Raw genomic sequence first — 13,588 nt, forward strand, 5'->3', positions numbered from 1 at the left:
CGATATTTACTCTTATTGCACGTTAAAATTTTAATATAAAGGTCACAGGACCATCATTACATAAATGAACTTGCATGTTGGCGCCAAAACATCCACTTTGGATCTTGGGAAAGAGTTGTGCAGCACGAGTGAGCAAATTATCAAATAATTGCCGCCCAAGTTCCGGCGGCGCTGCATTTGAAAAGCTGGGACGCAAGCCTTTTTGTGTTTCTGCCATTAAAGTAAATTGTGGTACTAGTAATAAATCACCATTGACTTCGTTAAGGCTTAAATTCATTTTGCCTTGCCCATCGTCAAAAATACGGTAATTGATACATTTATCTAACATTTTATTAATATTATGTTCTGTATCATTAGGTTCAAAACCACAGAGTATCAGTAAACCTTTCTCAATTTTGGCTACAGTTTCATCCGCAATGTCTACGCGGGCATGGGATACTCTTTGAATTACAACTAACATGCGTCGAGTCCCTGTTTGGAGATTTCTTTACTTGCGTAAATTAAAGCATCAATAATTCCAGATTCCCTATCTGAGTGCCCTGCATCACGAACTATTCTTAAATTAGAGGCGGGTATCGCTTGATGTAATTCAAATGCTCCGGCTAAAGGAGAAATTAAATCAAAGCGCCCATGAACAATGTATGTTGGAATATGTCTTATTTTATGGACGTTAGCTAAAACCTGATTTTCTTCAATGAAAAAATGATTTTTCATATAATTAGATTCTAAGGTTGCAAGGGTTAAAGCAAAATGAGGATCACTGAACTGGTCAATAACATATAAATGAGGTTGTAAACTGCTGCATCGGGCCTCCCATAATGCCCAGGATTTTGCCGCACTCATGCGGGCTAATTCGTTTGTTCCTTGTAAACAATTGGCATAGTATACTGGAATTTCATTCAGCATGTTTTCTGGAACACTGCTGATGAATTCTTGCCAATAATCGGGATAAAATAAATTGGTACCCTGCTTATAAAACCAATCGCAATCCCTTTGCCGCCCCAGGAAAATTTGATGAAGTTGTAATGCTTTAATTTGCTGAGGGAATTTTTGCGCATAAAGTAACGCAAGTAATGAGCCCCAACCTCCACCAGATAAAACAAATTCAGGCAATCCCAAAAAATCTCTAATGGCATCGATATCATCAAGTAAAAAGTGAGTTGTATTTTCACGAAGTTCTAAATGGGGTGTAGAGCGTCCACATCCACGTTGATCAAAAAGTATGATTCGGTAATGTTGGGGATCAAAAAAACGTCTTAGGTATCCGTCTCCAGAAGAAACTCCCGGGCCTGAATGAAGTACTATGACAGGAAGTCCATTCGGATTTCCTGTTTCTTCAATATAAAGTGTATGCAGCTCACTGACTTTTAGTTCATGTTGTGCGTAGGGTTTTATTGATGGATAGAGTGAATGCATATTAGTCCTTTTGGGATGTTTGCTATATTGCTTTATTTTGCGCTGGGAGGCGCTTGAAAGCAACAGTAAATTTCACTGAATGTATCAACTCATGGGTTTATGCAAACCAATAACCCTTAGTGTCTTTACTTTTAAGAATTGCTGCAATATTTTGATTATTATTTTTTGTGCATAGGGGAGTATTTGCACAAAAAAAATTCTAACCTTTTTCGATTTTGGATGTTGCTTCATCATAAAATTGAAAATCTTCAGGAAAGGCAGATTTGCGCAACTTGATAGGGAGTTGATTATAATTATAGTAATGCCATTGTATTTTCTTTTCTTGCGGGAAAAAGAATCTATTAATAGAATACACCATCGATGATTTCCTGGAATTAATTATGACTCTTGCTGCAATTCTTAGCGAGTTGAACGAGCGACAACATGAGGCAGTTACTGCTCCACTTGGTAATACCTTGGTACTAGCCGGTGCCGGAAGTGGTAAGACCAAAGTTCTGGTAAGTCGCATTGCCTGGTTGGTTGCAGAACAGAATCTCTCTCCCCATGGTATTTTGGCAGTTACGTTTACCAATAAAGCAGCTGGTGAAATGAGGGCGCGGTTAAACAATATATTAAATATGCCTGTAATGGGGTTATGGGTCGGAACATTTCACGGATTATGTCATCGCTTGCTTCGTCGTCATTATAAAGAAGCACACTTACCCGAATTATTTCATATTCTGGATACAGAAGATCAAGCACGCATGATTAAACGGGTTATTGCTGCATTAAATCTTGATCCTGAACAATGGCCAGTAAAACAGGCCCAGTCTTTTATTAACGGACAGAAAGATGAAGGAACACGACCACAACATGTACATACCTTATCTTATGGGCCAGGTAAAACGCTACTTAATATTTATAGAGCATATGAGCAAGCTTGTCAGACTGCTGGAGTGATTGATTTTGCGGAATTGTTATTGAGAACACATGAATTATTACGTGATAATCCAGAAATTCTTCATCATTATCGCCAACGTTTTCAAGCAATTTTAGTAGATGAGTTTCAGGATACGAACACGATTCAATATGCATGGATACGCCTCCTTGCTGGTGAGCATACTGCTGTTTTGGCAGTTGGTGATGATGATCAATCTATTTATGGTTGGCGTGGAGCCAAGGTTGAGAATATTCAACAATTTGCGCGAGATTTTAAAAATACCCTGACTATTCGCTTGGAACAAAATTATCGTTCAACTGCAACCATACTGGATGCAGCAAATGCATTAATTACCAATAATCACTCACGAATGGGAAAAGATTTGTGGACAGATGGTGCAACTGGAGAAAAAATCCTTGTTTATAGTGCGTTTAATGAACTGGATGAAGCACGTTTTGTCTGTGAACGTATTATGATGGAAATCAATCAAGGCGCCAGCGCCGATGATATTGCGATTTTATATCGTTCCAATGCACAATCCAGGGTTTTAGAAGAAGCGCTTTTACGTGCGAGAATTGCCTATCGTATTTATGGTGGTTTACGATTCTTTGATCGTGCGGAAGTAAAAGATGCTTTAGCCTATTTACGTTTATTGGTTAATCCTAATGATGACACGGCTTTTGAACGTGTTGTTAATTTCCCGACTCGTGGCATAGGTGAAAAAACGCTTGATGATTTACGTTATTATGCAAAATCAGAACAATGTTCTTTATGGCATGCGGCTAAAATTTTATTAGAATCAGGTGGAATGGCACAACGTGCTGGTTCTGCATTAGCAAAATTTATTGAATTAATTGAGCAATTGCAACAAAACACTGTAGAAATGGAATTGGATGAGCAGCTCTCCACGGTGGTTCAGTTGAGCGGGTTGTATGCACATTTCAGCAAAATCAAAGGAGATAAATCAGAGTCTCGCCTCGATAACCTACAAGAATTGATCAATGCGGCGAAACAATTTCGTTACGATCAAGAAGAAGATGAAGTAATTCCTTTAGTGAATGCATTTTTAGCACATGCATCATTAGAAGCAGGAGAAATGCAAGCCGACGAACATGAACGTTATGTTCACTTAATGACTATACATGCTGCTAAGGGTCTTGAATTCCCTATGGTATTTTTGGTGGGTATGGAGGAAGGGGTCTTTCCTGGAAAACAGTCTTTGGAGGAGCCTGGACGCTTGGAGGAAGAACGTCGATTATGCTACGTGGGTATGACTCGAGCTATGCGTAAGCTGATTTTATCTTATGCTGAAATAAGGCGTCAGTATGGGCGAGAAGAATATCATCGGCCTTCACGGTTTTTAAGAGAATTGCCACAGGAGTTTCTGGATGAAATTCGTGTAAAAGCAAGTTTTCAATCGCCTGCTATTTCTCGAAGTAAACCTTCAGTTGCGCCACAGACATCAGGGTTACCTTTAGGGCAAAATGTGACTCATGCAAAATTTGGCCAGGGCGTAGTATTGGCAGTTGAAGGGAGTGGGGCACATACTCGTGTCCAGGTTAAATTTAGGGAGCATGGCGTAAAATGGCTTGTTTTAGCTTATGCCAATTTGGCGGTTGCAACATAGGTTGGATGAAGGTAATTTATTTTCCTGGTCTCATGAATGTGCCTAAAACCTAAATGTTATCTTTGTCTGATCTACAGTAAAATGAGAACAATAACATTCTAACTATTGAATTTTCTTCAAGTGGATGCTAGGGTGCCGTTTGTAAAGGATTTTGGTATTATGTTAACTATTAAATAAGGGGAATTGCGTGAAATTTAAAAGCTTATTAACAGTAGGAGCACTGACAGTGTCTATGGCATCATCTGCAATAGCAGCAGATACTAATCCTGCCACTCCTATGTCTGATGCACAAAAAAAAGAAATTGAAAAAGTAGTGCATGACTATTTAGTAGCTAATCCAGAAGTACTGTTGGAAGTTTCGCAAGCGTTACAACAAAAGCAACAACAAAACATGCAGCAACAAGCTCAATCTGCAATTAAAGACAATACAGATCAATTATTCCAAGGTAAAACTACCATAGTGGGCAACCCTAAAGGTAATGTGACTATAGTAGAATTCTTTGATTATCAATGCATTCATTGCAAAAAAATGTCACCAGTTATAGACAGCTTACTCAAAAAAGACAGTGATTTACGCGTTGTATATAAAGAGTTCCCTATTTTTGGTAAGAGCTCCGAGATTGCCTCCAGAGCTGCTTTAGCTGCTGGTATGCAGGGTAAATATCAAGCAATGCATAATGCGCTGATTTCTATCGATAAGCGTTTGAATGATCAGATCGTGATGGCAACTGCTAAGTCTTTAGGTTTGGACATGAAAAAGTTAAAAACTGATATGCAAAGCAAAGAAGTTACTGCCATTTTAGATGCGAATCGTGAATTAGCAGAAAAATTACACTTGATGGGTACTCCCGCATTTATTGTTGCTTCAACTCCTAATGGTCAGTTTAAAGCAGGTTCAGAACCTTCATTTATACCTGGTGCTGCGAGTGAAGAATCCTTACAAGAGCTCATTAAGAAAGCAGCTGGTAATTCATAAGACCGTTATATGTAGCCGGGTGCAGCGAAGCAGAGCCCGGATAATTTGTGCTAGAAACCCCCAGGTTCTGTTAGCTGCACCTAGGTTACGTTGAGATCTTCATGACAAAACCAACTACATTTCAGGATATTATTCTAACCTTGCAGCAATATTGGGCTGCTCAGGGATGTGTCATTTTACAACCATTTGATATGGAGGTTGGCGCGGGTACTTTTCATCCGGCTACTTTCTTGCGCGCAATAGGCCCTGAACCATGGTATGCCGCGTATGTTCAGCCCTCTCGAAGACCCACAGATGGTCGTTATGGAGATAATCCAAATCGAGTACAGCATTATTATCAATTTCAAGTGGTACTCAAACCCTCACCTTTAGACATACAAGACAAATATTTAGATTCTTTGCGTGCTTTAGGAGTAGACCCACTGGCAGATGATATTCGTTTTGTTGAAGATAACTGGGAGTCACCTACGCTTGGTGCATGGGGATTAGGTTGGGAGGTTTGGCAAAATGGTATGGAAGTATCTCAATTTACCTATTTTCAGCAAGCAGGTGGTTTAGTATGCAAACCTGTAACTGGTGAATTGACATATGGCTTGGAACGTTTAGCTATGTACTTATTGGGAGTAGATAATTTATTTGATCTCCCCTGGAGTAAGACAGCAAACGGGGTGATTACCTATGGTAATGTCTTCCATCAAAATGAAGTTGAAATGTCTGCCTATAATTTTGAACATGCCAATGTAGAAGAGCTATTTAAGCAGTTTGATTATTATGAAGGCGAGGCGCAAAAATTAATTTCTTTACAGCTGCCTTTACCGGCCTATGAAATGGTGATTAAAGCATCGCATTCGTTCAATTTATTAGATGCACGCAAAGCAATCTCAGTTACTGAGAGACAGCGGTATATTTTACGGGTAAGGCATTTATCAAGAGCAGTGGCGCAAGCTTATTATCAGGCACGTGAAGCTTTAGGCTTTCCTATGCTCAATCAAAAGGTGTGTGATGGTCAATGATTTTATTTTTGAATTAGGTTGTGAAGAGTTACCTTCTGGTTCAGTTTGGCCTCTGGCTGATGAATTTGCTAATCTCTTGCTGACAGCATTAGATAAAGCACAATTAGTTTATGGGCAAGTAAAACGCTATGCTACGCCTAGACGTATTGCCGTTGCTATTTTAGGTTTACAAGCACAACAACAAAGCCAAAGAATTACTCGGAGAGGACCCGCATTGGCTGCTGCTTATGATAAAGAAGGCAACCCTTCACCAGCGCTATTGGGGTTTGTAAAATCGTGTGGCGCAGAGTTGGAGCAGCTGAGTCGATTGGAAACAGAAAAAGGGGCCTGGATAGTCTATGAGACACAGAGCCAAGGGAATAAAACTAAAGATTTATTACCTACTTTGATTAGCCAGGCTCTAGCTACCCTATCTATCTCTAAACCTATGCGCTGGGGTTCAGGTGATGACGAGTTTGCACGACCCGTGCATTGGATAGTTACTCTCTATGGTGATGATGTCATCGAGTATACCCTTTTAGGAATTCAAAGTGGTCGTATTAGTAGGGGGCACCGTTTTCATCATCCACAACAAATTTCTATTCATTCAGCACAAAGTTATGAAGCACAAATGAAAGAAGCATTTGTAATGGCTGATTTTGCTCATCGTAGGCAAATAATCCAAGAACAGGTAAAACAACTGGCAGCATCTTACCAGGCAACAGCAATTATGCCTGAAAGCCTTCTTGATGAAGTAACCTCCATTGTGGAGTGGCCACAGGCGTTAATGGCTGATTTTGAAAAAGAATTTCTTGAAGTGCCAGCGGAGTCATTAATTGCATCAATGCAGTCACATCAAAAATGTTTTGCTCTAAAAGACAAACAAGGAAATTTGTTGCCTCATTTTATTACTGTTTCAAATATTGTTAGCTCCAATCCGAAGCAAGTAATTATGGGAAATGAAAAAGTAATGCGTGCTCGTTTAAGCGATGCAGCATTCTTTTTTAGACAAGACAAAAAACAAGCTTTGAGTCAACGAATTCCGGGAACAGAACATGTTGTTTTTCAAGCAAAACTGGGAACTTTGTTGGATAAAGCATTGAGAGTTGAAGCAATGATGACTTATTTAAGTGCAGCATTAAATTTAGAAGTTCATCAAGCCCAACGCGCCGCACAATTAAGTAAGTGTGATTTGTTAACAGGGATGGTGGGAGAGTTTCCAGAATTACAGGGATTAATGGGATATTATTACGCATTAAATGATGGTGAAGACCAGGCTGTCGCACATGCCTTAAATGAGCAATATATGCCCCGTTTTTCTGCGGACAGCTTACCTAAATCTGATTTAGGTTTAGCCTTATCTTTAGCAGAAAGAGTTGATACTTTAGTTGGGATTTTTGCTATTGGGCAAAAACCATCAGGAGTAAAAGATCCGTTTAAATTACGTCGCCATGCTTTGGCGGTTGTTCGTTTACTTATTTCTACCCGCGCACCTCTAAATTTAAGTACTTTAATTGAGCAAGCAATCACTCACTATGGAGTAACGGTTTCTATTGAGCCGAATCTGCGTCATGAATTAAAGTTATTTATATTGGATCGCTTGCAATCCTACTACCAAGGCCAAGGGTTAAGCATCGATTTAATACATGCTGGGCGTGCTCGTCAAGATGAATGGCTTTATGATTTGGACAAACGATTAAGTGCCTTGCAAGCATTTGTTACACTCCCTGAAGCGGCCTCTCTTTCTGCTGCATGTAAAAGAGTAAATAATTTGCTTGCCCAAATAGAGAAACACGTTTTACCACCGATCAAAGAAGAACTTTTTGAAGATGAGGTAGAAAAATCTTTATACACTCAAATCAAACATATTTCTCAAGCAGTAGAACCTTTATATCGCACCGGTGAATATAGTTCATTATTAAAATTGCTTGCAACGCTGAAAGAGCCTGTTGATGCCTTTTTTGATAAAGTAATGGTAATGGTGGACGATGCATCAATAAAGTCTAATCGCTTGGCACTTTTAGTCTGTTTGCAAGATTTATTACAAGGTGTTGCAGATATCTCTTTATTGCAAATATGATTGAGATTACAACAGTAGGTTATGAGCATGAAAATTTATATGACAAAGCACAATTTCTTGCGAAACAGTTAAATTTTGTTTTGGACAAGCAAGCAAATTGTTGTCTTTTTGTTGCAGAAGATAAACTTGCACTAAAAATACCCGGTTTTTCGCCTATTTCAGCTGAATTATGTAGTGCATTTTGGAGTAAAAGAAAATCAGAAGGAAAAAGGCAAGGCCTAATTCGTGCTTGTAAGCCTGCTGCTGGACTTAAAATTATTGATGCAACCGCAGGCTGGGGACGTGATGCTGCGATATTAGCCAGTTTTGGAGCAGAAGTATTAATGATAGAACGTCATTCTATCATGGCTTCTCTATTATCAGATGCATTATCAAGGAGAAATGAGTCTGATCGAGAAAAAATGCATTTGTCCCTTTATGCGGGTGATGCATATTCTTATTTTAATGCACTCGAAGAGGAAAATTATCCGGATGTGATTTATATCGATCCTATGCATCCTGAACGCAGTAAATCAGCATTAGTAAAAAAAGAGATGCAGGTATTGCAGCAAATAATAGGAACAGATGATGATGCACGGGATTTAATCCAGTTAGCGATAGCACGCACGAAACAAAGAGTAGTTGTAAAATGGCCACAAAGAAGTAACCCTTTATTGCCGGTAAATGCACAAGTAAATGGCAAAACCGTTCGATTTGATATTTATTTTCCAAATCCAAAAATAAATTTGCTGAAAGGATAACAATCAACTTCCAGATGCCAGGGTATTATATCAGATCCAGTTATGATGCAAATGTTGATTCATAGATCTTTTAACTGGTTTGTATAAAAAAATCCTTATCTTAGATAAGGATTTTTTTGAAATGAATTGGATTAGGATGCAAGCAACTATTTCTAGCCACTAGTATAAACACTACCAGTAGGACCAGAAGTCTCACCGCCACTTGAGCCGAACATGGTTGTTCCTGTAACGCTCAAAATAGAAGGTAGGAATAATAAACCCGCTGCGATAAAAACTAAAGCAACTGGTGTTCCTATTGGAATTTGAGTTGGGTTATCTTTGTGTTGTTTAAATTTCATAATCGCAGCAATAGAGAATGCTAAACCTGCTAAATAAGAACCAGCGGTTATTAATTTAGTCAGGTTTGTGAATGATGAGGTAATTTCTGATGCCATGTCTCCAACACTCATATCACCTGCCGCAGCATTTTGGCTGACTAAAGCCAAGACCCCCAAACAAACAATACTGGATAGCCAATGTTTGTAATTTGATTTACTTATGATTTTATCTTTCACAACTTTCTCCTCAGCTAAAATAATTTTTGAATCAGTCTAATTATAATTGTGTTGCATAAAAAATATCCAAGTTATTGTTTTTATATGTCATATAAATAAGATAGATATTATTTTTTTTTCAGTAAGTTAGAGTTAAATTTCCGCTAAAACAAAAAACTTAAATTGATCGTTTGCAAAGGTCTCGTACCACTAATAGCTAATAATTGATTCAGATTTTAATTAAAAAATTGGGATGCAGGTGTGCAAAAATTATATTTCCTTTTTGAGGACAAAGTGATGCAAAAATCAATATAAACTAGGAATAGCTGACGATCTTTAAATTTTGATGGAGTAGACAAGTGAATTAACTCTCAAGCTCATTAAAAAGAGAATTAATGTTAATTATAGGCGCTAATAAATATTCCTATCTCCTAAATAAATCCCCATGTGCCAATCATGGGTGATTTATCTGCGAGCCCCTTAAATTGTACCGGTACCCATCACTAGGAGGCAAACTCAGATTTGCCAGAAAACTCTGATTTACGATACTTTGGATGGACTTTCACATGCCATATTGGCAGCATCATAAATAATGGAATCAAGCAGCAAATAAACAATGTGAGAAAGAAACTGTCCCAGCCATAATTTTTGATAATTGCACCTAAAGGAGCACCAGCCAGAACAGCGCCTAAACAGTAGGCAAAAAAACCTGCAAAGCCAGTTGCAGTTGCTGCCGCCTTTTTATGTGCCAATTCCGCACACGCCATACCAATCATCATTTGTGGTCCAAAGATAAAAAAGCCAAAGAAAAAAAGAAACAATGAATCGAGCAATGGGGTATATCCCCTAGTCAACGTGAATAGCAATAAAGTACCAAATACACCAGCAGTAAAGAGGACATTAATTGGATTTCGTTTACCTTGAAATATTTTATCAGAAAGCCATCCCGCAACCAGACTTCCAAAAAAGCCACCAACTTCAAACCATATGACACAACTACCTGCTGTGATTAAGGAATAATCCTTCACTTCCGTTAAGTACAACATGCTCCAATCATTAATCGCTGTTCGAACAATGTAAATAAATAAATAAGAAATGGACAATATCCAAATATATGGGTTGCTTAACACATAATTCCAAAGAATTTCTTTGACTGAGAGTTCTGTTTTTTCTTGGGGGTGATTGGATAATCCAGAAAAATCTTCTCGATATTGCTCTATCGCTGGTAAACCAAGCGACTGCGGAGTATCTCTTAAGCGATTGATTAAAAAAACACCTCCAAAAATGCAGATGATCCCAGGCACAAACATGGCTGAACGCCAGCCGAAATACTGCGCACACATAGCAACAATCAATGGAATTAACGCGCCACCAACATTATGTGATGTATTCCAAATACTCCACCAACGACCACGTTCGGATTGAGAATACCAATGTGTTAATAATTTAGTACATCCTGGCCATCCCCACCCTTGAAACCAACCATTCATTCCCCAAAAAATAGCAAATAACCACCAGGTGGAAGATAATCCAAACAAAATATTAGCAACACCCGTCAAAATTAGCCCAATCGCCATTAAATAACGAGGATTTGACTTATCGCCAAGAATTCCACTCAAAAATTTGCTGATGCCATAACTTAAGCTCAAAATGCTGGCAATCATTCCCAGTTCAGTTTTGGTCATCCCCAAGGTGCTTTGTAATGCGGGCATCGCGAAGGTAAAACTTTTCCGCGTAAAATAAAACAAAACATACCCTATATACATCGCATAGAAGGTGCGAATACGCCAATAACGATATTGCTGTTTAACAATGGTTTTATCTTGAATTTCATTAAGATAAGGAGCTGGTTTTAGAAAATTCAAAAATGCCATGATTGTCCATATCATGATAAAAAAATACGATTAGAATGTAACTCGTCAATTATGTCAAATATTTCTAATGAAAAATATAACTATTTTATACATACTGATAATTATTTTTTTAAAAATATTAATGGAATTCTTGTGAAATTATCAATAAGCTACGTGATTTGGATTTAAAAAGGATTTGTGGGAATGAACGAAATAGTCAGTTTGTTAGAACAAGATCAAATCGATTTTGCAATGCATAAACGTCCTGAAGTCATAATGGTTTTAAGAAGAAAATTTCGTACTCATAAAGAGTGGATTATTGCCTCTTTCAACCAATACCAATTTACTGAGGAAGAATCCCAAAAGGTTCAACAAGCCATTTTAAATGGAGATCTTCGAATAACAGATTTGCTAATACGTCCGTTTTCCCACTATTTGTGGAGTTTCATTACCTTTAAGTGGGGTGAGATACTTTCGGGTGGAAAAAGATTATCGAAGCAAGAGGTCTTACAAATTGCTACCTATTCAAGCAATGGCCAAGAATTTGCTAGAACCCCCATTCAAAATAGAAATAGGCTGATAAAAGGGGTGCCATTAGTCATTGGTAAAGTCGTTACTTCCATGGCGCTTTGCATGGTATTTTGTTTGGGATTATTAACTACTTTAGGGGCTCCTTTTGGCGTTAGTATTGGCTTGGCGATAGTACTATCTTTATGTAACGGAATAGTTTGTTTATTAAGCAGGGGGAAAGCCATGCTTGATAGTGCTGGCTTTCATCCTGCAAAACAAAAAACTTTTAAATCCCTTGAAGAAAATATAAAACAAAAAACGATATTCGATAGAGGTGAGAAACTGTTTTTTGGTATCGTGACATTGTTGGCCTGTATTTCTGCGGGTATTTCTGGATATGCTGGTCTCGTAGGGCTTCTCAATTTTTTGGGGGCAGGTATGCTCGCCTCTAACCCTCTGGTTTTGACTGTTACGATTGGGTTATCTTTGATTGCCGCTATCTCTTTTTATTCGTTTCAAGCTGTAGGCATACGTGAAAATTATGCAAAATTTAAAAACCTTTTTATTGAAGATTATCAAAAATCCTATGGACTCTTGCGGTGTGTCTTATTAGGATTCGTAAGTACTATCTTTTTAGCTGTTTATGCGACGCTAACCTGGTTTACTACGGCATCAGGGATCAATAAGCTTTTCAATGCATTAGGTGCGAATCCTGATACGTTTTTAGCACATGTTCTTTCTATGATATGTACCTCGACAACCATGGTTGTTAATACTTTTTCACAAGTATATAAAGTGTTTAACCCGAAAACGTATGTCGATCTAAAAGAAAAATTCGAATCAATATATCAGCCACCGGAAGAACACCAAACACGATCACAAAAAATAAAGTATGGGGCTATCAATATGCTCAAATTATGTGCTTTGATAGGTGATTCTCTTGCTTATTCTGTTGCTGGTGGAATCCGAAGTGGAATTCATGTTGGTGAAACACTGGGAGAAGCAATAGGTGCAAAACTTGCACTAACTATTACCATGGCAATATTGTCTCCAGTCATTTTAGTATTCGTATCGATAGCTTTTACTTGGCCTACCGTTTTTCATAGAAAAAAATCGACTCAGAGTCATTTAGAGTTAAAGGAGCCATTGATAGAAAAAATGAGTCAAAGCCATACTCCAGATACTCTTCAAATTAATACCTTATTACCAACATCAGAAAATTCCACCAAACTAAATAATTCTAAAATTAGGCAATCTGGGCTAAGATTTTTTGATGCGGGCTTGAGTGAAGAGAGTATCCTTAAGCCCAATTTTAGCTCGACTGTAGAGAGAAGAACAGTTTTGACATCCTCCTCGCCATAAATGATGAGGTTTATCGAGTTTGCGAAATTTTACATTGCTCCGTCCTCTAGTTTCGCAGGCCGAAATACAGTATTGGACTAGAGTTCTAACGTGGGTGCTGGTGTCTGCGTTAGGGCAAGTAAATAGGGAGGGGAGGCTTTTAGTTCATTCAAGTATTTTTGAAGATAACTACGTCCTCTGCCCCCCCATAAATCCTGGAGCGAGAAAGATAAGGCTTTACTAAATATTTTTTTTATTAAAGTGGATCGTTGGAAACGATCCACTGTTTTCCTAATAATGTTACCTAACTGCTCTTCCGATAATGACATTAACATTCTACCGGCATCAATGTCAGCTATCTTATTTGATATAGATCGTGCTAGCGGTCTAGGAGGCGTGGTAATTGGATTTTCTTTCCTCTCCTGATTCCAGATTAGCATCCATGTCAGTACTTCTTTTTTCTTATTATCGGATACGCATTCAAAATTAAAATTTTCTTTAATTTCATTGATGAGAAAATGGAGCACCTGATTTTTTTCTTCGTTTGCATTTATAGCAGTAATAATCGTAGGTTAGTTTGTGCAAGTGATGTACTTATCAA

At 38.1% G+C, this 13,588-nt stretch carries 11 protein-coding genes; 6 read left to right on the top strand and 5 right to left on the bottom strand.

Translation table 11 applies throughout. The features are described from left to right. Positions 1 to 22 precede the first annotated feature (22 nt). Positions 23 to 460, bottom strand: coding sequence for a D-aminoacyl-tRNA deacylase (gene dtd / locus EKG34_RS00440; protein WP_003632277.1), 438 nt, complete (start codon positions 458 to 460; stop codon positions 23 to 25). After that, positions 454 to 1,416 (bottom strand): prolyl aminopeptidase, encoded by a 963-nt coding sequence (gene pip, locus EKG34_RS00445; protein WP_012978968.1) that lies wholly within the window; start codon positions 1,414 to 1,416, stop codon positions 454 to 456. Before pip ends, dtd begins: the two co-directional genes overlap by 7 nt. Positions 1,417 to 1,796: 380 nt before the next feature. Here pip and uvrD point away from each other — a divergent pair, with 380 nt between their 5' ends. The 5 genes from uvrD to EKG34_RS00470 all read left to right on the top strand — a co-directional run bounded on the left by uvrD (position 1,797) and on the right by EKG34_RS00470 (position 8,750). Continuing rightward, positions 1,797 to 3,962, top strand: coding sequence for a DNA helicase II (gene uvrD / locus EKG34_RS00450; protein WP_003632272.1), 2,166 nt, complete (start codon positions 1,797 to 1,799; stop codon positions 3,960 to 3,962). Between the two features lie 187 nt (positions 3,963 to 4,149). Continuing rightward, complete coding sequence (locus EKG34_RS00455) at positions 4,150 to 4,938, top strand: DsbA family protein (protein WP_003632271.1); 789 nt, start codon at positions 4,150 to 4,152, stop codon at positions 4,936 to 4,938. Positions 4,939 to 5,039: 101 nt separating this feature from the next. Continuing rightward, a complete protein-coding gene (gene glyQ, locus EKG34_RS00460; protein ID WP_003632270.1) occupies positions 5,040 to 5,951 on the top strand; it encodes a glycine--tRNA ligase subunit alpha in 912 nt (303 codons plus the stop codon). Next, entirely contained in the window at positions 5,941 to 8,010 is a 2,070-nt protein-coding gene (gene glyS, locus EKG34_RS00465) for a glycine--tRNA ligase subunit beta (protein WP_012978969.1), read from the top strand. Before glyQ ends, glyS begins: the two co-directional genes overlap by 11 nt. Continuing rightward, a complete protein-coding gene (locus EKG34_RS00470) occupies positions 8,007 to 8,750 on the top strand; it encodes a class I SAM-dependent methyltransferase (RefSeq protein ID WP_003632268.1) in 744 nt (247 codons plus the stop codon). Before glyS ends, EKG34_RS00470 begins: the two co-directional genes overlap by 4 nt. 152 nt (positions 8,751 to 8,902) lie before the next feature. Here EKG34_RS00470 and EKG34_RS00475 read toward each other — a convergent pair whose 3' ends face one another. Together EKG34_RS00475 and pgtP are read right to left on the bottom strand one after the other, a co-directional pair. Further along, entirely contained in the window at positions 8,903 to 9,304 is a 402-nt protein-coding gene (locus tag EKG34_RS00475) for a hypothetical protein (protein WP_003632267.1), read from the bottom strand. 482 nt (positions 9,305 to 9,786) lie between these two features. Beyond that, complete coding sequence (pgtP, locus tag EKG34_RS00480; protein WP_003632266.1) at positions 9,787 to 11,157, bottom strand: MFS transporter; 1,371 nt, start codon at positions 11,155 to 11,157, stop codon at positions 9,787 to 9,789. 183 nt (positions 11,158 to 11,340) lie between these two features. On the opposite strand from pgtP, the gene EKG34_RS00485 reads away from it, so the two are divergent. Continuing rightward, positions 11,341 to 13,008: a hypothetical protein gene (locus EKG34_RS00485; RefSeq protein WP_012978970.1), complete on the top strand. Its 1,668-nt coding sequence runs from the start codon at positions 11,341 to 11,343 to the stop codon at positions 13,006 to 13,008. A gap of 77 nt (positions 13,009 to 13,085) precedes the next feature. Here the strand turns inward: EKG34_RS00485 and EKG34_RS00490 are convergent, their stop codons facing one another. Beyond that, positions 13,086 to 13,514: a hypothetical protein gene (locus EKG34_RS00490; RefSeq protein WP_012978971.1), complete on the bottom strand. Its 429-nt coding sequence runs from the start codon at positions 13,512 to 13,514 to the stop codon at positions 13,086 to 13,088. Between the last annotated feature and the right edge of the window lie 74 nt (positions 13,515 to 13,588).

It is taken from the genome of Legionella longbeachae (assembly GCF_004283175.1).
In the GTDB taxonomy this organism is placed as follows: Bacteria; Pseudomonadota; Gammaproteobacteria; order Legionellales; family Legionellaceae; genus Legionella; species Legionella longbeachae.

Bases quoted from the DNA above. Each gene is read 5' to 3' on its own strand.
- EKG34_RS00485 (WP_012978970.1), top strand. From the start codon at position 11,341: ATGAACGAAATAGTCAGTTTGTTAGAACAAGATCAAATCGATTTTGCA.
- pip (WP_012978968.1), bottom strand. From the start codon at position 1,416: ATGCATTCACTCTATCCATCAATAAAACCCTACGCACAACATGAACTA.
- dtd (WP_003632277.1), bottom strand. From the start codon at position 460: ATGTTAGTTGTAATTCAAAGAGTATCCCATGCCCGCGTAGACATTGCG.
- glyQ (WP_003632270.1), top strand. From the start codon at position 5,040: ATGACAAAACCAACTACATTTCAGGATATTATTCTAACCTTGCAGCAA.
- pgtP (WP_003632266.1), bottom strand. From the start codon at position 11,157: ATGGCATTTTTGAATTTTCTAAAACCAGCTCCTTATCTTAATGAAATT.
- glyS (WP_012978969.1), top strand. From the start codon at position 5,941: ATGGTCAATGATTTTATTTTTGAATTAGGTTGTGAAGAGTTACCTTCT.
- EKG34_RS00470 (WP_003632268.1), top strand. From the start codon at position 8,007: ATGATTGAGATTACAACAGTAGGTTATGAGCATGAAAATTTATATGAC.
- uvrD (WP_003632272.1), top strand. From the start codon at position 1,797: ATGACTCTTGCTGCAATTCTTAGCGAGTTGAACGAGCGACAACATGAG.